This window comes from Mycobacterium europaeum (genome assembly GCF_002102155.1).
GTDB classification, from domain to species: Bacteria; Actinomycetota; Actinomycetes; order Mycobacteriales; family Mycobacteriaceae; genus Mycobacterium; species Mycobacterium europaeum.
Genome location: NZ_LQOU01000044.1, coordinates 32,096 through 54,942 on the forward strand (window position 1 = coordinate 32,096; position 22,847 = coordinate 54,942).

18 protein-coding genes and 1 pseudogene are annotated in these 22,847 nt (G+C 69.3%); 11 read left to right on the plus strand and 8 right to left on the minus strand.

Features of this window, described 5'->3' with window-relative positions; translation table 11 throughout:
- The first annotated feature begins 35 nt into the window (after window positions 1-35).
- The 3 genes from AWC03_RS20660 to AWC03_RS27520 all read left to right on the plus strand — a co-directional run bounded on the left by AWC03_RS20660 (window position 36) and on the right by AWC03_RS27520 (window position 2,953).
- Entirely contained in the window at window positions 36-1,952 is a 1,917-nt protein-coding gene (locus AWC03_RS20660) for a fumarate reductase/succinate dehydrogenase flavoprotein subunit (RefSeq protein ID WP_085242579.1), read from the plus strand.
- Complete coding sequence (locus AWC03_RS20665) at window positions 1,952-2,698, plus strand: succinate dehydrogenase/fumarate reductase iron-sulfur subunit (protein WP_085242580.1); 747 nt, start codon at window positions 1,952-1,954, stop codon at window positions 2,696-2,698. Before AWC03_RS20660 ends, AWC03_RS20665 begins: the two co-directional genes overlap by 1 nt.
- Window positions 2,699-2,797: 99 nt before the next feature.
- Window positions 2,798-2,953, plus strand: a complete 156-nt coding sequence (locus AWC03_RS27520) for a hypothetical protein (protein ID WP_169716541.1) — start codon at window positions 2,798-2,800, stop codon at window positions 2,951-2,953.
- A gap of 6 nt (window positions 2,954-2,959) precedes the next feature.
- On the opposite strand, the gene AWC03_RS20670 is transcribed toward AWC03_RS27520, so the two are convergent.
- Window positions 2,960-3,448: a flavin reductase family protein gene (locus AWC03_RS20670; RefSeq protein ID WP_085242581.1), complete on the minus strand. Its 489-nt coding sequence runs from the start codon at window positions 3,446-3,448 to the stop codon at window positions 2,960-2,962.
- 381 nt (window positions 3,449-3,829) lie between these two features.
- On the opposite strand from AWC03_RS20670, the gene AWC03_RS20675 reads away from it, so the two are divergent.
- Entirely contained in the window at window positions 3,830-5,665 is a 1,836-nt protein-coding gene (locus AWC03_RS20675) for an acyl-CoA dehydrogenase (protein ID WP_085242582.1), read from the plus strand.
- A gap of 299 nt (window positions 5,666-5,964) precedes the next feature.
- On the opposite strand, the gene AWC03_RS20680 is transcribed toward AWC03_RS20675, so the two are convergent.
- The gene (locus AWC03_RS20680; protein WP_085242583.1) at window positions 5,965-7,305 is read right to left on the minus strand and encodes an acetyl-CoA C-acetyltransferase; all 1,341 of its coding nucleotides are present in this window, start codon (window positions 7,303-7,305) and stop codon (window positions 5,965-5,967) included.
- Window positions 7,306-7,454: 149 nt separating this feature from the next.
- Here AWC03_RS20680 and AWC03_RS20685 point away from each other — a divergent pair, with 149 nt between their 5' ends.
- Both AWC03_RS20685 and AWC03_RS20690 read left to right on the plus strand, forming a co-directional pair.
- Complete coding sequence (locus AWC03_RS20685) at window positions 7,455-8,819, plus strand: 3-oxoacyl-ACP reductase (RefSeq protein ID WP_085242584.1); 1,365 nt, start codon at window positions 7,455-7,457, stop codon at window positions 8,817-8,819.
- Window positions 8,820-8,838: 19 nt separating this feature from the next.
- Window positions 8,839-9,681: a MaoC/PaaZ C-terminal domain-containing protein gene (locus tag AWC03_RS20690; RefSeq protein ID WP_085242585.1), complete on the plus strand. Its 843-nt coding sequence runs from the start codon at window positions 8,839-8,841 to the stop codon at window positions 9,679-9,681.
- Window positions 9,682-9,687: 6 nt separating this feature from the next.
- Here AWC03_RS20690 and AWC03_RS20695 read toward each other — a convergent pair whose 3' ends face one another.
- From AWC03_RS20695 to AWC03_RS20705, 3 genes are all read right to left on the minus strand, one after another.
- The gene (locus AWC03_RS20695) at window positions 9,688-10,938 is read right to left on the minus strand and encodes a chloride channel protein (protein ID WP_085242586.1); all 1,251 of its coding nucleotides are present in this window, start codon (window positions 10,936-10,938) and stop codon (window positions 9,688-9,690) included.
- A 16-nt stretch (window positions 10,939-10,954) separates the two neighbouring features.
- Entirely contained in the window at window positions 10,955-11,608 is a 654-nt protein-coding gene (locus AWC03_RS20700; protein ID WP_085242587.1) for a TetR/AcrR family transcriptional regulator, read from the minus strand.
- A 67-nt stretch (window positions 11,609-11,675) separates the two neighbouring features.
- Entirely contained in the window at window positions 11,676-12,815 is a 1,140-nt protein-coding gene (locus AWC03_RS20705) for a glycoside hydrolase family 3 N-terminal domain-containing protein (RefSeq protein ID WP_085242588.1), read from the minus strand.
- A 135-nt stretch (window positions 12,816-12,950) separates the two neighbouring features.
- Here AWC03_RS20705 and AWC03_RS20710 point away from each other — a divergent pair, with 135 nt between their 5' ends.
- From AWC03_RS20710 to AWC03_RS20730, 5 genes are all read left to right on the plus strand, one after another.
- Window positions 12,951-13,148 carry a DUF2613 domain-containing protein gene (locus AWC03_RS20710; protein WP_085242589.1) on the plus strand — a complete coding sequence of 66 codons (198 nt, stop codon included), beginning with the start codon at window positions 12,951-12,953 and terminating at the stop codon, window positions 13,146-13,148.
- Between the two features lie 97 nt (window positions 13,149-13,245).
- Window positions 13,246-13,419 (plus strand): DUF2613 domain-containing protein, encoded by a 174-nt coding sequence (locus AWC03_RS20715; protein WP_065443914.1) that lies wholly within the window; start codon window positions 13,246-13,248, stop codon window positions 13,417-13,419.
- Between the two features lie 37 nt (window positions 13,420-13,456).
- Window positions 13,457-17,713 carry an alpha-(1->3)-arabinofuranosyltransferase gene (locus AWC03_RS20720; RefSeq protein ID WP_142278452.1) on the plus strand — a complete coding sequence of 1,419 codons (4,257 nt, stop codon included), beginning with the start codon at window positions 13,457-13,459 and terminating at the stop codon, window positions 17,711-17,713.
- Between the two features lie 77 nt (window positions 17,714-17,790).
- Complete coding sequence (locus AWC03_RS20725) at window positions 17,791-18,777, plus strand: LmeA family phospholipid-binding protein (protein WP_085242591.1); 987 nt, start codon at window positions 17,791-17,793, stop codon at window positions 18,775-18,777.
- A gap of 182 nt (window positions 18,778-18,959) precedes the next feature.
- The gene (locus AWC03_RS20730; RefSeq protein ID WP_085242592.1) at window positions 18,960-20,405 is read left to right on the plus strand and encodes a lipase maturation factor family protein; all 1,446 of its coding nucleotides are present in this window, start codon (window positions 18,960-18,962) and stop codon (window positions 20,403-20,405) included.
- Here the strand turns inward: AWC03_RS20730 and AWC03_RS20735 are convergent.
- The 3 genes and pseudogenes from AWC03_RS20735 to AWC03_RS20745 form a co-directional block, all read right to left on the minus strand.
- Window positions 20,391-21,557, minus strand: a complete 1,167-nt coding sequence (locus AWC03_RS20735) for an NAD-dependent formate dehydrogenase (RefSeq protein ID WP_085242593.1) — start codon at window positions 21,555-21,557, stop codon at window positions 20,391-20,393. The genes AWC03_RS20730 and AWC03_RS20735 overlap by 15 nt on opposite strands.
- Window positions 21,558-21,662: 105 nt before the next feature.
- On the minus strand, window positions 21,663-22,571 hold the full coding sequence (locus AWC03_RS20740; protein ID WP_085242599.1) for a LysR family transcriptional regulator: 909 nt from the start codon (window positions 22,569-22,571) through the stop codon (window positions 21,663-21,665).
- 39 nt (window positions 22,572-22,610) lie between these two features.
- A pseudogene (locus AWC03_RS20745) lies at window positions 22,611-22,847 on the minus strand (HNH endonuclease signature motif containing protein); the annotation flags it as partial.

Below are 22,847 nucleotides of genomic sequence, written 5' to 3' on the forward strand. Positions count from 1 at the left end.
GAGGAACAATCGGAACTTAGCGAGCGAGGGTTTTCATGGTTGAGGTCGAGCGGCATGCCTACGACGTAGTCGTCATCGGCGCCGGCGGCGCGGGGCTGAGAGCGGTCATCGAGGCGCGCGAACGCGGCCTCAAGGTCGCGGTGGTGTGCAAGTCGCTGTTCGGCAAGGCCCACACGGTGATGGCCGAGGGCGGCTGCGCGGCGTCGATGGGCAACACCAACCCGAAAGACAACTGGAAGACCCACTTCGGCGACACGATGCGCGGTGGGAAGTTCCTCAACAACTGGCGGATGGCCGAGCTGCACGCCAAGGAGGCACCGGACCGCGTCTGGGAGCTGGAAACGTATGGCGCGCTGTTCGATCGCCTCAAGGACGGCAAGATCAGCCAGCGCAACTTCGGCGGCCACACCTACCCGCGGCTCGCGCACGTCGGTGACCGCACCGGCCTGGAACTGATCCGCACCATGCAGCAGAAGATCGTCTCGCTGCAGCAGGAGGACTACGCCGAACTCGGCGACTACGAGGCGCGCATCAAGGTGTTCGCCGAGTGCACCATCACCGAACTGCTCAAGGACGGTGACGCGATCGCCGGGGCCTTCGGCTACTGGCGCCAGACGGGCCGATTCATCATGTTCGAGGCGCCCGCGGTCGTCCTGGCCACCGGCGGCATCGGCAAGTCGTTCAAGGTCACCTCGAACTCCTGGGAGTACACCGGCGACGGGCATGCCCTGGCCCTGCGGGCCGGTGCGTCGCTGATCAACATGGAGTTCGTCCAGTTCCACCCGACCGGCATGGTCTGGCCACCCAGCGTCAAGGGCATCCTGGTCACCGAGGGCGTCCGCGGCGACGGCGGTGTGCTGAAGAACTCCGACTCCAAGCGGTTCATGTTCGACTACATCCCGCCGGTGTTCAAAGGCCAGTACGCCGAGTCCGAGCAAGAGGCCGACCAGTGGCTCAAGGACAACGACTCGGCCCGCCGGACCCCCGACCTGCTGCCCCGCGATGAGGTCGCGCGCGCGATCAACTCTGAGGTCAAGGCCGGCCGGGGCAGCCCGCACGGCGGCGTGTTCCTCGACATCGCGTCCCGGCTGACGCCCGAGGAGATCAAGCGACGCCTGCCGTCGATGTATCACCAGTTCAAGGAGCTGGCCGGAGTCGACATCACCAAGGAGCCGATGGAAGTCGGGCCCACCTGTCACTACGTGATGGGCGGTGTCGAGGTGGACGCCGACACTGGTGCGGCCACCGTGCCGGGCCTGTTCGCGGCCGGTGAGTGCTCCGGCGGCATGCACGGCTCCAACCGCCTGGGCGGCAACTCGCTGTCGGACCTGCTGGTCTTCGGGCGGCGGGCCGGCCTGGGCGCGGCCGACTACGTGCGGGCGCTGAGCAGCCGCCCGACCATCTCGGCCGAGGCCGTCGAGACCGCCGCCAAGCGGGCGCTGTCCCCCTTCGAGGCACCGCCCAACGGCGCCGCGGCGGAGAATCCCTACACGCTGCAGCTCGAGCTGCAGCAGTCGATGAACGACCTGGTCGGCATCATCCGCAAGGCCGACGAGATCTCCGAGGCCCTCTCCCGCCTGGACACGCTGCGCGAGCGGTTCAAGAACCTGCACGTCGACGGAGGCCGCGAGTACAACCCCGGCTGGAACCTGGCCATCGATCTGCGCAACATGCTGCTGGTCAGCGAGTGTGTCGCCAAGGCCGCGCTGGAGCGCACCGAGAGCCGCGGCGGCCACACTCGCGACGACCACCCGTCGATGGATTCCGGCTGGCGCAAGGTGCTGCTGGTCTGCCAGGCCGCCGGCGGCGACGAGGTGATTCCCGACATCAGCGTCACCCGCAAGGACCAGGTTCCGATGCGGCCCGATCTGCTGGAGCTCTTCGAGATCTCCGAGCTGGAGAAGTACTACACCGACGACGAGCTGGCCGAGCATCCAGGACGGAGAGGCTAATGACCTACAACGCGACCATGCGTGTGTGGCGCGGTGACGATGCCAGCGGCGCGCTGCAGGACTTCACGGTGGAGGTCAACGAGGGCGAGGTGGTGCTCGACATCATCCATCGCCTGCAACAGACCCAGACGCCCGACCTGGCGGTGCGGTGGAACTGCAAGGCCGGCAAGTGCGGCTCCTGCTCGGCGGAGATCAACGGGGTGCCGCGGTTGCTGTGCATGACCCGGATGTCCACCTTCGCCGAGGACGAGGTCGTGACGGTCACGCCGCTGCGGACCTTCCCGGTGATCCGGGACCTGGTCACCGACGTCTCCTTCAACTACGAGAAGGCGCGCGAAATCCCGTCCTTCAAGCCTCCCAAGGATCTACAGCCGGGCGAGTACCGGATGGCGCAGGAGGATGTGCAGCGGTCGCAGGAGTTCCGCAAGTGCATCGAGTGCTTCCTGTGCCAGAACGTCTGCCACGTGATCCGCGACCACGAAGAGAACAAGAAGGCGTTCGCCGGACCCCGTTTCTTCATCCGACTCGCCGAACTGGAGATGCACCCGCTCGACACCGCGGACCGGCGGGATCTGGCGCAGGATGAGGCGGGACTCGGATATTGCAACATCACCAAGTGCTGCACCGAGGTCTGCCCGGAAAACATCAAGATCACCGACAACGCCATCATCCCGATGAAAGAGCGGGTCGCCGGTCGCCGCTACGACCCCGTGGTGTGGCTGGGCAACAAGCTGTTCCGACGCTGAGGCGTTAGCCCGCCCGGCGCGCCGGGTACCCGCATATCGACCCTGTCGGGCGCGAGCCCGACGGTCTGCCCCCAAACTCCGGAAGGCAGCGTGGGAGATATGCGAGAAACCACCAGCATCAACGAAATTCGCACCGCGATACGCGAGTTGTCCGCGCGCGCCGATCTTGCGCGCAAGGAGGGCCGCCCCGACGACGCCGCCGAGATCGAGCAGCGGATAGCGGGCTTCCGGGCGGAACTCAGCCGGCGGCCGTAGCCGCGTTCAGGCTCCGAGGCGCCGGAACCCGCTGCGGTGAAACACGATCGGCGCCACCTCGGCGTCGATGGTCACCTCGTTGACCCGCAGCACCACGATGGTGTGATCCCCCGCCGGGATCAGCTGTTCGACCGAGCTTTCCAGCCACAGGCCGGTGCCCTTGATGAACACCGCCCCGCTTTCACTGGACACCGTCTCCAGGCCGGCGAACCGGTCCCCGGTCTTGGCGGCCAGGGTCCGCGCCGCCTCGTCGTGAGCCTCGCCGAGCACGCTGATGCCCAGCATGGGCAGATCCTTGAGCCTGGGCCAGGTCGTCGAGGTGTTCTGGACGCAGAACGACACCAGCGGCGGTTCCAGCGAGACGGGGACAAAGGTGCTCGCCGCGAGGCCGTGCCGCGTTCCCCCGACCTCCGCGGCGATGGCGACCACCCCCGACGGGAAGTGGCCGAAGGCCTCACGAAGTGTGGACGGTGTCAGATTCTTGTTCGAGTTCACCGGAATTCATTCGCCCCTTGAGATTCGCCCCTTGAGCCGAGAACTGGATTCTCGTTCCCCGACCCTACCTGGCCAATACCCGTGCGCTGAAGGCACATCGGGGTCCGCGCGCAGTTCGGCGGCCGGCGTCGGCCCGGCCCCGCATACCGGGCACCGGCAGGACGGCCACGCTCCCCGGGAGTTGTCAGTCGTCCCACCATCACCGCAGGTGGCGGCGGTGCCATCGGCTACCCAACCGGTTGGTTAATTAGACAATGAAATCTGGCTCACATTGACTTGCGTCGAACAGGTCCGGAGCGATATTTTAGCGGTGTTACTGGTGGGTAACTTAGACCTAGTACCCAACCACTCGAGTGGCATTCTCAACGAGGAGGAACCGTAGTGAGCCACTACAAGAGCAACGTCCGTGACCAGGTGTTCAACCTGTTCGAGGTCCTGGGCGTTGAGCAGGCTTTGGGCTCGGGCGACTACAGCGATCTGGATGTCGACACCGCCCGCGAGATGTTGTCAGAGATCAGCCGGCTGGCCGAGGGGCCCATCGCCGAGTCGTTCGTGGAGGGTGACCGCAATCCGCCGGTCTTCGACCCGAAGACCCACTCGGTGACCCTGCCGGAGTCGTTCAAGAAGTCAGTCCGCGCCGTCACGGAGGCCGGCTGGGACAAGGTCGGCATCGACGAGGTCCTCGGCGGCATGCCGATGCCCCGCGCGCTGGTATGGGCCCTGCACGAGCACCTGCTGGGCGCCAACCCCGCCGTGTGGATGTACGGCGGCGGTGCCGGCTTCGCCAACATCCTCTACCACCTGGGTACCGAGGAGCAGAAGAAGTGGGCCGTGATCTGCGCCGAGCGCGGCTGGGGCTCCACCATGGTGCTGACCGAGCCGGACGCCGGTTCCGACGTCGGCGCCGGCCGGACCAAGGCGATCAAGCAGGACGACGGCTCCTGGCACATCGAGGGTGTGAAGCGGTTCATCACCTCCGCGGACTCCGGTGACCTGTTCGAGAACATCTTCCACCTGGTGCTGGCCCGCCCCGAGGGCGCGGGTCCGGGCACCAAGGGCCTGTCGCTGTTCTTCGTGCCGAAGTTCCTGTTCGACTTCGAGACCGGCGAACTGGGCGAGCGCAACGGCGTCTTCGTCACCAACGTCGAGCACAAGATGGGCCTGAAGGTGTCCGCCACGTGTGAGCTGTCCTTCGGCCAGCACGACGTGCCCGCCAAGGGGTGGCTGGTCGGCGAGGTGCACAACGGCATCGCGCAGATGTTCGAGGTGATCGAGCAGGCCCGCATGATGGTCGGCACCAAGGCGATCGCGACCCTGTCGACCGGCTACCTGAACGCGCTGGAGTACGCCAAGTCCCGCGTGCAGGGCGCCGACATGACGCAGATGACCGACAAGACCGCGCCGCGGGTGACGATCACGCATCACCCCGACGTGCGCCGTTCGCTGATGACCCAGAAGGCCTACGCCGAGGGTCTGCGCGCGCTGTACCTCTACACCGCGACATACCAGGACGCGGCGGTTGCCGAGGCGGTCCACGGGGTGGACGCCGAACTGGCCGTCAAGGTCAACGACCTGATGTTGCCGGTGGTCAAGGGTGTCGGCTCCGAGCAGGCCTACGCCAAGCTGACCGAAAGCCTGCAGACCTTCGGCGGGTCCGGCTTCCTGCAGGACTACCCGATCGAGCAGTACATCCGGGACGCCAAGATCGACTCCCTCTACGAGGGCACCACGGCCATCCAGGCGCAGGACTTCTTCTTCCGCAAGATCATCCGCGACAAGGGTGTGGCGTTGGCCCACGTGTCGGGGGAGATCCAGAAGTTCGTGGACAGCGAGTCGGGCAACGGCCGGCTCAAGACCGAGCGCGAGCTGCTGGCCAAGGCGCTGGCCGACGTCCAGGCGATGGCGGCCACGCTGACCGGTTACCTGATGGCGGCGCAGGAGGACGTGACCAGCCTCTACAAGGTGGGCCTGGGATCGGTGCGCTTCCTGATGAGCGTCGGCGACCTGGTCATCGGCTGGTTGCTGCAGCGTCAGGCCGCGGTGGCGGTGCAGGCGCTGGACGCCGGCGCCAGCGGCGAAGAGCGCTCGTTCTACGAGGGCAAGGTCGCGGTGGCTTCGTTCTTCGCGAAGAACTTCCTGCCGCTGCTGGCCGGCACCCGCGAGGTGATCGAGACGCTGGACAACGACATCATGGAGCTCGACGAGGCCGCCTTCTAGGCCGCTTTCCGAGGTGATGAGCAAAACCCCGCTCCCGAAATGGGAGCGGGGTTTTTATCTACCGCGGTTTTTGCGGACCGCGCGGAAACAAAAAGGCCGCCGCTGGATCCCCTCACTCCAGCGGCGGCCCTTTTCGCACGCCCGGCGCGTTCTTCCGCCGCCCGGGCGACGGACTGGGGATGCCCCGTATTGCCGTCGGGGTCGGGGGGTCAGACCACAACACGGGGTCATCCGCGCACTCGGATACCCCTACGCCCGGATTACTAACCCGCTGTGACCGATGTCATGAAACGGGCGGTTCAGGCCTCCAGAATCGCGGCCACACCCTGGCCGCCGGCGGCGCAGATGGAGATCAGGGCGCGCAGCGGCTTGCCCGCGCCGCCCTTCTGATCCGCCTTCTTCTGCGCGAGCTGCTTGGCCGCCTGGGCGAGGATCCGCCCACCGGTGGCGGCGAAGGGGTGGCCGGCGGCCAACGACGAGCCGTTGACGTTGAGCTTGGCCCGGTCGATCGAACCCAGCGCGGCGTCCAGGCCCAGCCGTTCCTTGCAGTAGTCCTCAGACTCCCACGCCTGCAGGTGCGCCAGCACCACCGAGGCGAAGGCCTCGTGGATCTCGTAGAAGTCGAAGTCCTGCAGGCTCAGGCCGTTGCGGGCCAGCAGCCGCGGCACCGCGTAGGTGGGGGCCATCAGCAGGCCGTCCCGGCCGTTGACGTAGTCGACCGCTGCGGTCTCGGAGTCCACCAGGAAGGCCAGCGGGGTCAGCGAGTGGGCGGCCGCCCACTCCTCGCTGGAAACCAGCGCCACCGACGCCCCGTCGGTCAGGGGCGTCGAGTTGCCCGCCGTCATCGTCGCGTCGCCGGACTTCACACCGAACACCGGCTTGAGCTTCGCCAGCTTCTCGGCCGACGAATCCGGCCGCAGGTTGTCGTCGCGGTAGAGGCCGAGGAACGGGGTGACCAGATCGTCGAAGAAGCCCCGGTCGTAGGCGGCCGCCATGTTGCGGTGGCTGGCGGCGGCGAGCTCGTCCTGGTCGACGCGCTTGATGCCCATCTGCTTGGCGGTGATCGCCTGGTGCTCCCCCATCGACAGGCCCGTACGCGGCTCGCTGTTGACCGGGATCTCGATACCCAAAGTCGCCGGCAGCGTGCCCACCAGCCGCAGCCGCTGCACGTTGGACTTGGAGCGGCGCAACTTGAGCAGCGTGCGGCGCAGGTTGTCACCCAGCCCGATCGGCGGATCGGAGGTGGTGTCGACGCCGCCCGCCGCGGCCACCTCGTAGCGCCCGGACGCGATGCCGTCGGACGCGGCGATCGCCGCCTGCAGGCCGGTGCCGCACGCCTGTTGCAGGTCGAACGCGGGCGTGTACGACGACAGCTCGGAGCCCAGCACGCATTCGCGGGTCAGGTTGAAGTCCCGGCTGTGCTTGAGCACGGCGCCGCCGACCACCACACCCAATCGCTCGCCGGCCAGCCCGAAGCGGTCCACCAGCCCACCCAGTGCGGCGGTGAACATGTCCTGATTGGAGGCCTCGGCATATGCGCCGTCGGACCGGGCGAACGGAATGCGGTTGCCGCCCAGCACGGCGACTCGTCGCCGCTGCGAGCTGCGCTGGTTGCTTGCCTCGGAACTTGCAGGGGCCACTGTCTTCTCCGTGTATCTGCGGTCTGTTGGTTTTCCGGATGCCCGTTGGGGCCATACTACCCACTGTTCTTACTCTGAAGTAAGTTCGACCTCGATACGGTTGTGCTGTAACACACCCCCGACTGAGAAGCAGATGGAAGGTAGCTCCGGTGGCTCCCAAGGTCTCGTCCGACCTGTTCACGCAGATCGTCAACTCCGGTCCTGGATCGTTTCTGGCCAAGCAGCTCGGCGTCCCGCAACCCGAGACCTTGCGCCGCTATCGGCCCGGCGACCCGCCGCTGGCCGGGTCCCTGCTGATCGGCGGTGAGGGCCGCGTGGTCGAGCCGCTGCGCGCCGCGCTGGCCAAGGACTACGACCTCGTCGGCAACAACCTGGGTGGCCGCTGGGCCGACCAGTTCGGCGGGCTGGTCTTCGATGCCACCGGGATCACGACGCCGGAGGGGCTGCGGGGGTTGTACGAATTCTTCACGCCGCTGCTGCGCAACCTGGGCCACTCCGCCCGCGTCGTCGTGGTCGGCACCACGCCCGACGCCGCCGCCGGCCCGCACGAGCGGATCGCGCAGCGCGCGCTGGAAGGGTTCACCCGCTCGCTGGGCAAGGAGCTGCGCAACGGCACCACGGTGGCGCTGGTGTACCTGTCGCCCGACGCCAAACCCGCTGCGACGGGCCTGGAATCCACCATGCGGTTCATCCTTTCGGCCAAGTCCGCCTACGTCGACGGCCAGGTGTTCTACATCGGTGAGGCCGATTCCACTCCCCCGGCCGACTGGGAGCGGCCGCTGGACGGCAAGGTCGCCATCGTGACCGGCGCGGCCCGCGGGATCGGCGCGACGATCGCCGAGGTGTTCGCCCGCGACGGCGCCCGCGTCGTCGCGATCGACGTCGAGTCGGCCGCCGAGGCGCTGGCCGAGACCGCCAGCGGGGTCGGGGGCACCGCGCTGTGGCTCGACGTCACCGCCCCCGACGCCGTCGACAAGATCAACGAGCACCTGCGCGAGCACCACGGCGGGCGCGCCGACGTGTTGGTCAACAACGCCGGCATCACCCGGGACAAGTTGCTGGCCAACATGGATGACGCCCGGTGGGATGCCGTGCTGGCCGTCAATCTGCTTGCCCCGCTGCGCCTTACCGAGGGCCTGGTGGCCAACGGCACTCTCGGCGAGGGCGGCCGGGTGATCGGGCTGTCCTCGATGGCCGGCATCGCGGGCAACCGCGGGCAGACGAACTACGCCACCACCAAGGCCGGGATGATCGGCCTCACCCAGGCACTGGCGCCCGAGCTCTACGGCAAGGGCATCACGATCAACGCCGTCGCGCCGGGGTTCATCGAAACCCAGATGACGGCCGCCATCCCGCTGGCCACCCGCGAGGTGGGCCGCCGGCTGAACTCGTTGTTGCAGGGCGGCCAACCCGTCGATGTCGCGGAGACCATCGCCTACTTCGCCAGCCCGGCGTCAAACGCGGTGACGGGCAACGTCATCCGCGTCTGCGGCCAGGCCATGCTGGGCGCATAGCTGCGAGGAGGAGAACGCGATGAACCAGCCAAGCGGCCTGAAGAACATGCTGCGCGCGGCGGCGGGTGCCCTGCCGGTGGTGTCCCGCGGCAACCACCTGCCGACGCGCACGGTGGACATCGAGGAGCTGCCCATCGACCGCACGAACGTGGCCGAGTACGCCGCGGTCACCGGTTTGCGATACGGCAACGCGGTGCCACTCACCTACCCGTTCGCGTTGACCTTCCCCGCAATGATGTCGCTGGTGACCGGGTTCGATTTTCCTTTTGCCGCAATGGGTTCGGTGCACGTCGAGAACCACATCACGCAGTATCGGCCGATCGCGGTCACCGACACCGTCGGCGTGCGCGTGCACGCCGAGAATCTGCGCGAGCACCGCAAAGGCCTGCTGGTCGACCTGGTGACCGAGGTGAGCGTCGGCGTCGACACCGCCTGGCATCAGGTCACGACCTTCCTGCACCAGCAACGCACCAGCCTGTCCGACGAGCCCAAGCCGCCACCGCAGAAGCAGCCCAAGCTGCCCCCGCCCAGCGCCGTCCTGCGCGTCAGCCCCGGGCTGATCCAGCGCTACGCCGTCGTCGGGGGCGATCACAACCCCATCCACACCAACCCGATCGCGGCCAGGTTGTTCGGCTTCCCGACCGTCATCGCGCACGGAATGTACAGCGCCGCAGCCGTACTGGCGAACATCGAAGCCCGACTCCCGGACGCGGTGAAGTATTCGGTGAAATTCGGCAAGCCGCTGGTGCTACCCGGCACCGCGGGTCTCTACATCGACGAAGGCCATGACGGCTGGGACATCTCGCTGCGCAACGTCGCCAAGGGCTACCCGTATCTGACCGGCACGGTCCGGGCGCTGTAGGGCGCTTCAGCCCGAGTGCGTCGCGCCGTTCCCGCTGACCAGAAGCTTCAGGCCGTGCGCACCGACCGCGGCGGTCAGGAAGACCGCGAGCAGCCAGACCGGCGGGCGGGCGAGCTCCCAGACGAAGATCGACGCCCAGATCGGTGAGCCCTGCGTCACGGCGAGCACCCCGGCGGCGCCCGCCAGGGAGACCGTCGGCTCGTGCAGATGCGTCCCGGCTGCCGTGTTGATCGTCAGCGCCAGCAGCGATCCGGCCGCCGCGCCGGTGGCCAGCGACGGCGTGAGCATGCCGCCGGCACCACCCGCACGAAGGAACAGTGCGGTGAGCAACGGCTTGAGGGCGAGGATCGCGGCCGCGGCGGCCAGCGTCAGCCCGCTGGCCAGGCCGACGGTCAGGATGCTGCGGCCGTTGCCGGGCAACTCCGGCCACCAGTGCGAACAGATGCCCATGACCAGACCGGCGCCGGCGAGCGCGGGGACCAGCACCCAGGTCCGCATCTGCCTGGCCGGCCGCGCCGCCGCCATCAACCTGTTGAACGCCCACCCCACCACGACCGCCAGCGGAGCCAGGATCAGCGCCTGACCGGTCAGTTCGAAGGACAGGTTCGCGTTGGGCCAGTCCAGGATGGGCTCATCGTGCGTGGCGGCCGAGCAGACGGCCACCGCCAGGCTGGACGTGACGAGCGCGGCGCCCAGCGCCCGCGGATGCCAGGTTCTCAGCATGATCCGGGCGGAGAACAGCGCACCGGCCACGGGAACGGCGTAGACCGCGCCGAGCCCGGCGCCGGCCGCGCACGCCAGCAGGATCTCGCGATCGCGGGTCGTCAACCGTCCCAGCCACGCCGTGCCCCAGTCACCCAGGGCGGCGGCGAACTGGCGGGGCGCCCCCTCGCGGCCCAGGGACGCGCCGGAGCCGACCAGCAGCACCTGCAGCAGCGCGTCGACGCTCCAGGAGAGCCGCGGTATCGGTTCCCGGCGGGCGATGGTTTCCGCGAGCGGGGGCACCGCGGCCCTGCGCCGCAACGCCCACCAGCCCAGCCCCGCCAAGGCGCCGCCGATCATCGGCCCCACCACACGGCGCACCGGGCTGCTTGCGGCGACGCCGGCGAGCAGCGCGCCAAAGGTGTAGTGGTAGGTGAGGTGCTCGACGTAGCGCAGCACGAACGTCGCCGCCAGCCCGGCGACCCCGGCCAGCAACCCGACGATGACTACGGCGCAGAAGAAGTCGACGTTGCGGCGGGCGGGTGGTCGAGCCACATGACGAATCTAGGGGTTAGCGACCGCCGGCGGTGCGGCCGCCCTTGCCGGGTCGCACCGTCGCGGCGGCCTCCCGCTCCTCCGGCGCGCCGCGCAGGCCGTGCCAGAACAGGTTGATCATCAGCTCGGCCGCCTCGTCGGCGTCGATGTCGCCGGTGGACAGCTGGTTGGCCATCGCCTCCCCCGCACCCACCAGCGCCACCGCCATCATCTCGTTTTCACGCTCGGTCCGCGGGGTGCGACTGCCGGCCCGCACCAGCCCGGCGACCAGTTCGATGATCTGCTCGCGGCCCTCGCGCACCATGTGCGCGAACGCCTGCGAACTGGTGGCCTGGGTGTACATCACGATCCACGACGCCCGGTTGGCGTCGATGTAGCGCATGAACGACACGATGGTGTTGCGCAGCAAGTCTTTCGGGCTCTGCGTGAAGTCGATGTCGGCGCGCACCGCGTCGATGAACCGGCCCATCTCGCGGTTCAGGCAGGCACCGAACAGGTCCTCCTTGGAGCCGTAGTACAGGTAGAGCATCGGCTTGGAGATCTGCGCCTCGGCGGCGATGGCGTCCATCGAGGTCTCGTGGTAGCCGTTGACCGAGAACATCTGCACCGCGGCGTCGAGCATTTGCTGTTCGCGAACAGCGCGCGGTAAGCGCTTGGTGCCACCCGCCATCGCATGCCTCTCTTAGCCCCGCTATCTGACTCCAGGGTAAGCAACGCGCCGCACGCGCACAGGCATTCTAGTGGCCGCAGGCGGGGCTGCGGCCTTTCATCGTCGCCACCCGCCCGAGCGCCTCGTCGACCCGCTGGGCGGGCAGTTCGCCGGCGGCCACCGCCTTCTGCAGCCGGTCCAGGACGGCGGGCACCTCGTCGGTGGTCACCCACAGCGCGACGTCGGTCCCGGCCTGCAGGGTGCGCAGCACCGCCTCGGCGACGCCGTACCGGTCGGAGATGGCGCCCATGCTGGACAGGTCGTCGGTGAACACCGGGCCGTTGAACGGCGGGCCGCCGTAGCCGACGCCGTCCCGCAGCAGCTGCACGGCCGCGCGGCTCAGGCTGGCCGGCTCGTCGCCGGTCAGGCCGGGCACCTGCAGGTGGCCCAGCATCACCGCCACCGGGGATGCGGTCACCAGCGTGCGGTAGGGCACCAGGTCGACGTTCTGCAGGTCGGCCAGGGGCGGCGTCACCACGCCGCCGGTGTGCGAGTCGCCCGAGCCGTGCCCGTGGCCGGGGAAGTGCTTGAGCACCGGCAGCAGCCCGGCGTCCCGCAGCCCCTGCGCGTACGCGCCGGCGTAGGCGGTGACCGTGTTGGGGTCGCCGCCGAACGAGCGGTCCCCGATCACGCCGCTGGTGGCGTCGGTGACGTCGACGACGGGGGCGAAGTCGACGGTGATGCCCAGGTCTTTCATCTTCTTGCCGCGCTCGGCCGCCAGGTCGTGGACCTGGGCCACGGTCTGGGTCTGGGCCAGTTCCCGCGGTGACGGCGCCGCGCCGATCAGCGACCGCAACCGCGACACCCGGCCGCCCTCCTCGTCCACGCTCACCGCCAGCGGGAGCGGCCCGGCCTTCGCCGCGATGTCGGCCAGCGGCCCCTTGAAGATCGACAGGTCCGTCCAGCTGCCGATGAAGATGCCGCCGACGTGGTAGCCGTCGACCACCGACCGGGCGTCATCGGCGTTCTTGACACCCACCATCAACAACTGGGCCAGCTTGTCGCCGACCGGCAGCTTGGTGAGGTCACCGCATGCCGGCGGTACGGGCGCGGCCGACGGCTTGCTGACCGAGGCCGACGGGCCCGGAGGCCGCGCGGCGTGGTGAGCGCAGCCCGCCAGCAACGCCGACACGGACGCGAGCACGGCCAGGGTGCGCGAAAATGACATCGGGCCATGTTTTCATGGCGCTATCCGGGCCCGCGGAGCTGGGGAGCGACGGGGTCTTCGTCGGGGGTTTCCTTCTTCGGGCGCGGGGGCATTCCTGGGCTGGTGCCAGCGGGGCTAGGGGGCAAGATGCCAGCGATGACCGGTTTCACCCTGGCCGCCGCGGCCAGCATCGCGGTCGGTCTGTCGGTCGGTTTCGCGACGACCGTCGGCGTCACGCTGGCCGTCGCCGAGCACGCGGCGCCGGTGCGGGGCCGCCCGGCGCTGCCGATCCCCCTCGGCCCCGGTCAGGTGCAGTACGGCGACCGCTGCTTCCACGGGCACTGCCTGCCCTGACCAGGGCACGGGGGCCGCGAACGCGCTTCTGCTAGGTTGTCGCTAGGCCGTCGCCACGTATCCCGATGCTTGAACCCGATGCTTGAAGGAGCCGTTGATGAACCGGATCATTGCGCCCGCCGCCGCGAGCGTGGTGGTCGGGCTGTTGCTCGGCGCGGCGGCGATCTTCGGGATCACCCTGATGGTGCAGCAGGACACGAAACCGCCACTCCCCGGGGGCGATCCGCAGTCGTCAGTGCTCAACCGGGTCGAGTACGGCAACCGTAGCTAGCGGGCGCAGCGGGTCGCCGCCAACGGATCCGGCGGCCATAGCGGAGGCCGGCCCGCCCGTCTCGTGTTCGCCGGCCGCGCCCCTTTCGCGCCGGTGGCTGTGGGTGGTCGGCGCGATCGCCCTGCTGCTGACCTTCGCGCAGTCGCCCGGGCGGGTCTCCCCCGACACCAAGCTCGACCTCACCGCCAACCCGCTGCGCTTCCTGGCCCGGGCCACCAACCTGTGGAACAGCGAGCTGCCGTTCGGGCAGGCGCAGAATCAGGCCTACGGGTACCTCTTCCCGCACGGCACGTTCTTTGCGATCGGCCACCTGCTTTCGGTGCCCGGGTGGGTCACCCAACGGCTGTGGTGGGCGCTGCTGCTCACCGTCGGCTTCTGGGGTCTGTTGCGGGTCGCCGAGGCGCTGGGGATCGGCAGCCCGGCGTCGCGGGTGATCGGCGCCGCCGCGTTCGCGCTGTCGCCGCGGGTGCTGACCACGCTGGGCTCCATCTCGTCGGAGACGCTGCCGATGATGCTGGCGCCGTGGGTGTTGCTGCCCACGATGCTGGCTCTGAAATCGGGGGGGCGGGCGTGCACCGACCGGTCGGTGCGGGCGCTCGCCGCGCGGGCCGGCGTGGCCGTCGCGTTGATGGGCGCGGTGAACGCGATCGCCACCGTGGCCGGCTGCCTGCCCGCGGCGATCTGGTGGGCCTGTCACCGGCCGAACCGGCTGTGGTGGCGCTACACCGGCTGGTGGCTGGTGGCGCTGTTCCTGGCGACGCTGTGGTGGGTGGTGGCGCTGGTGCTGCTGCGGGCCATCAGCCCGCCCTTCTTGGACTTCATCGAGTCCTCCGGGGTGACGACGCAATGGTCGTCGCTGACCGAGATACTGCGCGGCACCGACAGCTGGACCCCGTACGTCGCGCCGACCGCCACCGCGGGCGCGCCGCTGGTGAACGGCTCGGCGGCCGTGCTGGCCACCTGCCTGGTCGCGGCGGCGGGGCTGGCGGGGCTGGCCAGTCCGGCGATGCCGGCCCGCGGCCGGCTGGTGACGATGCTGCTGGCCGGCGTGCTGTTGATCGCGGCCGGCTACAGCGGCGGGCTGGGCTCGCCGGTGGCGCACGCGGTGCAGGCGTTCCTGGACGCCGGCGGCGCGCCGCTGCGCAACGTGCACAAGCTGGACTCGGTGGTCCGTATCCCGATCGCGCTGGGCCTGGCCCAGATACTGGGCCGCGTCCCGCTGCCCGGCCGGGGGCCCGCCTCGGCGTGGCTGCGCGCGTTCGCCCACCCCGAGCGCGACAGGCGGGTGGCGGTCGCGATCGTCGTGCTGACGGCGCTGATGGTGAGCACCTCGCTGGCGTGGACCGGGCGGCTGACCCCGCCCGGCACCTTCAGCGCGATACCCCGGTACTGGCAGGAAACCGCCGACTGGCTCGACCGGCACAACACCGGGACGCCGGTCCCCGGCCGGGTGCTGGTGGCCCCGGGCGCGCCGTTCGCCACGCAGGTGTGGGGCACCAGCCATGACGAGCCGCTGCAGGTGCTCGGCGGCAGCCCGTGGGGCGTGCGCGACTCCATCCCGCTGACCCCGCCGCAGACCATCCGGGCGCTGGATTCGGTGCAGCGCCTGTTCGCCTCCGGGCGGCCCTCGGCGGGTCTGGCCGATACTCTTGCGCGGCAAGGCATTTCGTATGTGGTGGTGCGCAACGACCTGGACCCCGACACGTCGCGGTCGGCCCGCCCCCTGCTGGTGCACCGCGCCGTCGCCGGATCTCCGGGGCTGCAGAAGGTGGCGCAGTTCGGCGAGCCGGTGGGACCGGGCACCCTGGCGGGCTTCGTCGCCGACAGCGGGCTGCGTCCGCGGTATCCGGCCGTCGAGATCTACCGGGTGGCGGCCGCCGGCGATCCGGGCGCGCCGTACTTCGCCGACGTCGACCGGCTGCCCCGGGTGGACGGCGGACCGGAGGTCCTGCTGCGCCTCGACGAGCGCCGCCGGCTGCAGGGCCGGCCGCCCCTGGGTCCGGTGCTGATGACCGCCGACGCGCGCGGCGCCGGTCTGCCGGTGCCGACGGTGACCGTCACCGACACCCCGGTGGCGCGCGAGACCGACTACGGCCGGGTGGACCACCATTCGTCGGCCATCCGGGCCGACGGCGACGCGCGGCACACCTACAACCGGGTGCCCGACTATCCCGTCCCCGGGGCCGACCCGGTCGTCGGTGCCTGGACGGGCGGACGCGTGACCGTGTCGAGCTCGTCGTCGGATTCCACCGCGATGCCCGACGTCGCGCCGGCGACCTCCCCCGTCGCGGCGGTCGACGGCGACCCGGCGACCGCGTGGGTGTCCAACTCCCTGCAGGCCGCCGTCGGGCAGTGGCTGCGGGTCGATTTCGACCACCCGGTGACCAACGCGGCGATCACGCTGACCCCCAGCGCGACCGCCGTCGGCGCGCAGGTGCGCCGCATCCTGCTGGAAACGGCGTCCGGCAGCACGACCCTGCGCTTCGACGAGCCCGGCAAGCCGCTCGCCGCGGCGCTGCCCTACGGCGAGACGCCGTGGGTGCGGATCACCGCCGCGGGCACCGACGACGGCTCTCCCGGCGTGCAATTCGGCATCACCGACCTGTCGATCACCCAGTACGACGCGTCCGGGTTCGCCCACCCGGTCGAGCTGCGGCACACCGTGCGGGTCCCCGGGCCGCCGCCCGGTTCGGCCGTCGCGGGCTGGGACCTGGGTTCGGAATTGCTCGGCAGACCGGGTTGCGCGCCGACGCCCGACGGCGTGCGCTGCGCGCCATCGATGGCTCTGACGCCGGAAGAGCCGGTGAATCTCAGCCGGACGCTGACCGTTCCGGCCCCGGTGGCGGTGACCCCGCTGGTGTGGGTGCGGCCCCGACAGGGCCCCAAGCTGGCCGACATGGTCGCCGAGCCGAACACCACCCGGGCGCGGGGCGACTCCGACCTGGTCGATGTCCTGGGCTCGGCGTACGCGGCGACCGACGGCGATCCGGCCACCGCGTGGACCGCGCCGCAACGGGTGGTGCAACACAAGAGCGCGCCCACGCTGACGCTGACCCTGCCGCGGCCCACCGAGGTCACCGCGCTGCGGCTGGTGCCCAGCCGGTCGGCGTTGCCCGCGCACCCGAGGATGGTGGCCGTCAACCTGGGTGACGGCCCGCAAGTGCGCGCGTTGAAGCCCGGTGAACCGCAGACCATCCCGCTCAACCCCCGGGTGACCGACACCGTCACCGTCAGCCTGCTGGACTGGGACGACGTCATCGACCGCAACGCACTCGGCTTCGACCAGCTCAAGCCGCCCGGGCTGGCCGAGCTCGCGGCGCTGGGCGCCGACGGCAACCCGATCGCGCCGGCCGACGCCGCCCGCGACCGCGCGCGAGAGATCGCCATCGACTGCGATCACGGCCCGGTGATCGCAGTCGCGGGCCGGTTCGTGCACACGTCGATCCGCACCACCGTCGGCGCGCTGCTCGACGACGAGCCGATCGCGGCGCGGGCCTGCGACCGCGACCCGATCGCGCTGCCGGGGGGCCAGCAGGAGCTGCTGGTCAGCCCGGGCGCGCAGTTCGTCGTCGACGGCGTCGACCTGTCACCGGCCGGCCAGCGCGGTACCCCGCCCGCCGCCGCGCCGGCCGCCGTGGGGGTGCCGGCCTGGCGGGCGTGGGGCCCGGACCGTCGGGAAGTGCAGGCTCCCCCGTCGACCACGTCGCGGGTGCTGGTGATTCCCGAAAGCATCAACCCCGGATGGGTGGCGCGCACCGCCGCCGGAGCCCGGCTGACGCCGGTGGCCGTCAACGGCTGGCAGCAGGGCTGGGTGGTGCCGCCGGGCGACCCCGGCACCATCACGCTGACCTTCCCGTCCAACGCCCCGTACCGGGCGGGGTTGGCGGTGGGGCTGGCCTTGCTGCCGCTGCTGGCCCTGCTCGCGCTGTGGCGCACCCGGCGCGGTCGAGTCGACGACCCGCCCGCCCGGCCGTGGCAGCCGGGGGCATGGGCGGCGGTCGGGGTGCTGGCCTGCGGGGCGGTGATCGCGGGCGCGGCCGGGGTGGCCGTGGTCGGCGCCGCCCTGGGCCTGCGGTACGCGCTGCGGGGTCGGCGCCTGGACCGCGCGACCATGGCGCTGAGCGCCGGCGGGCTGATCCTGGCCGGGGCCGTGCTGTCCCGGAATCCCTGGCGGTCGGTCGACGGCTATGCGGGACATTCCGCGAATGTTCAGCTGCTGGCGCTGATTTCGCTTGCGGTGCTCGCCGCTTCGGTGGTGACCATGCCGGCTCGGCCACAACGCCACGCACGCTGACCTGATGCACCCAGACCATCGCGGTGCCGCCCGACCACTCAGGGCCGCTTTCACCCGATACAGCTAGTATCGTTGAAGTGACGAATCCGCAGGAGGCACCGCAGGAGCCGTCGGTATGGGCGCGTCCGGGCAGCACGAGTTCTGCGGCCCAACCTGCGGCCCCGGCCGAGCCACCGACCACGGAGATCCCTCCGGCTTACGCCGATGGCACGGGTGAACCACCCGACCGGCTCACTATCCCGCCAACCGCACAGCCCTATTCGGCCGTGCCGCCGTACGCCCGGCCGCCGTCGCAGGTAACGGCGGCCTCACAGAAAACCGGACACCGCTTCATCCGCCGCCTCATCGGCGACCCGCTGTCGATCACCTTGATTCTCGTCATCGTGCTGGCGCTACTCGGAATAGGCCTGATCGGAGCCGAACTCTACGTCCGCAAGCGCGTCGGCGACGCGGTGGCCGCGGCGGTCGAATGCGAGGTGAAGGACACGGCCACGGTGTCCTTGGGCCCCACCCCATTCCTGTGGCAGCATTTGACCGGCCACTACACCGGCATCTCCATACACACCGCGGGAAACCAGATCCGCGGCGGCAAGGGCATGAAGGCCGATATCACCGTCAACGACGTCGACCTGCATGGCAACGCCAAGTCGAAAGGAACCATCGGCGCGCTGGACGCCACGGTCGCCTGGACGTCGGATGGCATCAAGGAAACCGTGGGGGACGCGGTTCCCGTTGTGGGCGGCCTGATCGACAGCATCAAGACCGACCCCAGTGCCGACACGATCCGGCTCAGCGGTCCGCTGGGTCTGGGCAGTATCACGCTCAAGCCGCGCAGTACCGGCGGCAAGCTGGGGCTGGAAGTCGTGAAAATCAACGCGATGGGCGCCCCGCTACCCCGCGAGAGCGTGCAGATGGCGCTCGACGTCTTTACTTCGCGGCTGACGAAGGCCTATCCCCTGGGTGTCCGTGCCGACAGCGTGTACGTCACCGATGACGGTGTGCTCGGCCATTTTTCGGCGCGCAATGCCGCGATCCCGGCAAGCAAGTGTTTGGCCCACATTTAGCGCGGATACCCGCGGCCGCAGCGGTCGTGACACGGCGCGACCGATTCAATCGTCGTCAATGGTGACAAGCGCTCCGCACCGGCGCCGTAACAAATTACTCTCGGGTGTTGGCTACCGGTTTACCGGCTGGTTGACTGGATATGCGGGTCTGAGTGACCGCCACCGTCCGAGGAGTTACGGCCATGGGCTGGTTTTCCGCACCCGAATATTGGCTCGGCAGACTAGTGCTCGAGCGCGGTGTCGCCGTGGTGTACCTGCTGGCCTTCGTCGCGGCCGCGGCCCAGTTCCGCGCGCTGATCGGGGAGCACGGGATACAGCCGGTCCCCCGGTTCCTTGCCCGGCAGTCGTTTTGGCGGGCGCCGAGCCTGTTTCACCTGCGCTACTCCGATCGGCTGTTCGCGGCGGTGTCGTGGTTCGGTGCCGCGGTATCGGTGGCGATCGTCGCAGGCGGGGCCGACGCGGTGCCGCTCTGGGCGGCGATGCTGATGTGGCTGACACTGTGGGTGCTCTACCTCTCGATCGTCAACGTCGGGCAGACCTGGTACGCGTTCGGCTGGGAGTCGCTGCTGCTGGAGACCGGCTTTCTGATGATCTTCCTCGGCAACGACCGGGTGGCGCCGCCGCTGCTCACGTTGTGGATGGCTCGGCTGCTGCTGTTCCGGGTCGAGTTCGGTGCGGGGCTGATCAAGATGCGCGGCGACCCGTGCTGGCGCGACCTGACGTGTCTGTACTACCACCACGAGACGCAGCCCATGCCGGGGCCGTTGAGCTGGTTCTTCCACCACCTGCCCAAGCCGCTGCACCGAATTGAGGTGGCGGGCAACCACTTCTCGCAGCTGGTGGTTCCGTTCGGGTTGTTCGCGCCGCAACCGGTCGCCAGCATCGCCGCGGCGATCATCGTGATCACCCAGCTGTGGCTGGTGGCGTCGGGCAACTTCGCCTGGCTGAACTGGGTGACGGTCCTGTTGGCGTGCAGCGCGATCGACGACTCATCAGTGACCGCGTTGGTGGGCTTGCCCGCCCATCGCGCGTTTTCGTCGACGCCGCTGTGGTTCGCGGCGGTGGTCATCGTGTTCGCGGCGACGGTGCTGTTCATGAGCTACTGGCCGGTGCGCAACATGCTGTCGTCGCGGCAGCGAATGAACATGTCGTTCAACTCTTTTCATCTGATCAACACCTACGGTGCATTTGGCAGCATCGGGCGCGTCCGCCACGAGGTGGTGATCGAGGGCACCGAGGACGCGCGGCTTACCGAGCAGACGGTGTGGAGGGAATACGACTTCAAGGGCAAGCCGGGCGCCGTGCGCCGGCTGCCGCGACAGTGGGCGCCCTATCACCTGCGCCTGGACTGGATGATGTGGTTCGCGGCCATCTCGCCCGGCTACGCACAGCCCTGGCTGACCCCGTTCCTGGAGCGCCTGCTGCGCAACGACCGGTCCACGCTGCGCCTCTTGCGGCACAATCCGTTTCCGGATGCCCCACCGCGGTATGTGCGCGCACGGCTCTACGAGTATCGCTTCACCACACCCGCCGAGCTGCGGCGCGAGCGGGCCTGGTGGCACCGGACCCTGATCGGCGGCTACGTCCGACCGATGGCGCTGCCGACGGCGACGTCACAGCGCGGCTGAGCCCTGGTAAGACAGGGCTCCGGTGCCCGCGAGCTTCCCGCCCGCCACGATCAGGTATTCGTCGCGGATGGGCTTCCCGGCGAAGAAGCATTCCAGGATCTCGCGGGTACCGGCGGCGTAGCGGGCCTGAGCCGACAGCGTTGTGCCCGAAACATGCGGCGTCATCGCGTTATTGGGCATGGTCCGCCAGGGGTGATCCGGTGGTGGCGGTTGCGGATACCAGACATCTCCGGCGTAGCCCGCGAGCTGACCACTGTGCAGAGCGGCCGCGATCGCTTCGGGAACGGTCTCCTCGCCGCGTGCGGTGTTGACGATGTAGGAGCCCCGCCGCATCGTTGACAGCAACTTTTCGTTGAACATCTGGCGGGTAGCTTCGTACAACGGTGAATGGATCGAAACGATGTCGACGGACTTGACCAGCGATTCGACGTCGGGGTGGAACATGACGTCCAGTTGCTTCTCTACTTCCGCTGGCAGTCGGCGCGTGTCGGTGTAATGCAGCTTGACGTCGAACGGCGCGAGCCGACGCAGCACCGCACGTCCGATCCGGCCGGCAGCGATCAACCCGACGTCCATGCCCTCCAGGTCGTACGCCCGTTCCACGCAATCGGCGATGTTCCAGCCGCCCTCGACGGCCCACCGATGCGACGGGATGAAGTTGCGCACCAGCGCCAAGATCTGCATCACGGTGTGTTCGGCGACGCTGATGCTATTGCTGTAGGTCACCTCCGCCACGGTGACGCCGTGCTGTTTGGCCGCGTCGAGATCGACATGGTCGGAGCCGATGCCGGCGGTCAGTGCCAGCTTGAGATTGCGCGCCTTCGCGATGCGCTCCTGGGTCAGGTACGCGGGCCAAAATGGCTGCGAGATAACGAGGTCCGCGTCGGGAAGTTCTCGCTCAAATTCCGAATCCGGTCCGTCCTTATCCGAGGTCACCACCAGTTCGTGGCCGCCGTCTTCGAAGAACTTGCGGAGCCCCAGCGCACCCGAAACACAGCCGAGGAGCGCGCCGGGGGTGAAGTCGATCGCCGAGGGGGTTGGCACGGTGTTGCCGTCCGGGTAGCCGTTAATTGCCGGAACGGTGTCTCGCGCATATCGCGGCGGATAGCCGTTCACGGGGTCGGGGTAGAGCACCATCACACACTTGGCCATGAGAATCCTCCTTGACGGGCAACGACTTCCAGTCTTGGCGGACGGGGGTGGGGTCGTCCAAGACCGGATTCCGACCAGCCGATAGGCGGTGCCGATCAGGCGAGCTCAGGGCCCATCGAGTGTCTCGGCGATGCGCGCCTCGAGCGCCGTCTGCCTCAGCGCCCGGGCCAACAACGAGCCCGGCTCGGCCCGGTTTGTCACCAGCGCGATCAGCGCCGTGACGGACGGGCGTTCCAGCCGCAGCACGTTCACCCCGGCTGGAGCGCCCAGGGTGTGGATCCAGGGTTGTGGGACGATGCTGGCCCATCGGCCAGTGCGAACGTGGGCGAGCAGGGCCACCACGGAGTCGGTCTCCAGCTGTGGGGTCACCTCGAGGCCCTGGGTGGCCAGCGCGTCATCGATGACCCGGCGTCCGCGCATGCCCTGCGTCAGCAGACACAGCGGCAGCCGCAATGCGTCGAACCACGCGATGGTCTCCCGTTCGCCACCAAGCAACTCCGCGCTCGCGAGCAGCACCGGCTGCTCGTGGTACAGCGGGGTGACCAGCATGTCGGCGGTGTCCTGTTGGTCCGGATAGAGAATGCCCGCGTCCAGTTCGAACCGGCGGACCCGCTCGACGATTCCTGCCGAACGCAGGTTGACCTCGAGTTGGACCCGAACCAACGGATGCGCCGCGCAAAACGGGTCGGTAAGCAGCGCAACGGTAGTCGAGGCAGCGGGCACCACCCCGAGCCGCAGTTCGCCGGTCAGGCCGGTCTGCAGTGCCGTGACTTCCTGTCTCAGGGCGTCGCGGTCGGCCAGGATGCGTCTGGCCCAGGGCACCAGCCGCTCGCCCTCGGGAGTGAGGCCTTCGAACTTCTGTCCACGCCGCACCAGCGGGACGTTGAGCTCCTGTTCGAGCTTGCGGATCGCCTCCGACAGCGCGGGCTGCGAGACGTAGCAAGCGCTCGCCGCGCGTGCGAAGTGGCGCTCCTGAGCGAGCGCTACGAAATACTCCAGCTGACGGAATAGCACGGACCATTCGACCACGCGCAGAGAGCGGCGGCGCTGTCGCTAGGCCGCGTCGTCATCATCGTCGCCGTCGCGCAGGAGTTTTTCGGGGTGGTGGAAGGTGTTGGTTCGGGGTTGGCCGCGGTCTTGGTGGGGCGGGGGCATCCATTCGGTTTGGCCTTTGGTGTTTTTGCGGGTGGTCCAGCCGTCGGGTCGCAGGAGGCGGTGGTGGGGTCCGCAGGCGAAGGTGAGGTTGGTGATGTCGGTGCGCCGGCACTGGGTCCAGTCGGTGACGTGGTG

Coding starts and splice junctions, on each gene's coding strand:
- AWC03_RS20700 (WP_085242587.1), bottom strand. CDS start 11,608: ATGGCGGGTGGCACCAAGCGCTTACCGCGCGCTGTTCGCGAACAGCAA.
- AWC03_RS20730 (WP_085242592.1), top strand. CDS start 18,960: ATGGGCTGGTTTTCCGCACCCGAATATTGGCTCGGCAGACTAGTGCTC.
- AWC03_RS20665 (WP_085242580.1), top strand. CDS start 1,952: ATGACCTACAACGCGACCATGCGTGTGTGGCGCGGTGACGATGCCAGC.
- AWC03_RS20715 (WP_065443914.1), top strand. CDS start 13,246: ATGAACCGGATCATTGCGCCCGCCGCCGCGAGCGTGGTGGTCGGGCTG.
- AWC03_RS20710 (WP_085242589.1), top strand. CDS start 12,951: ATGACCGGTTTCACCCTGGCCGCCGCGGCCAGCATCGCGGTCGGTCTG.
- AWC03_RS27520 (WP_169716541.1), top strand. CDS start 2,798: ATGCGAGAAACCACCAGCATCAACGAAATTCGCACCGCGATACGCGAG.
- AWC03_RS20690 (WP_085242585.1), top strand. CDS start 8,839: ATGAACCAGCCAAGCGGCCTGAAGAACATGCTGCGCGCGGCGGCGGGT.
- AWC03_RS20735 (WP_085242593.1), bottom strand. CDS start 21,557: ATGGCCAAGTGTGTGATGGTGCTCTACCCCGACCCCGTGAACGGCTAT.
- AWC03_RS20705 (WP_085242588.1), bottom strand. CDS start 12,815: ATGTCATTTTCGCGCACCCTGGCCGTGCTCGCGTCCGTGTCGGCGTTG.
- AWC03_RS20660 (WP_085242579.1), top strand. CDS start 36: ATGGTTGAGGTCGAGCGGCATGCCTACGACGTAGTCGTCATCGGCGCC.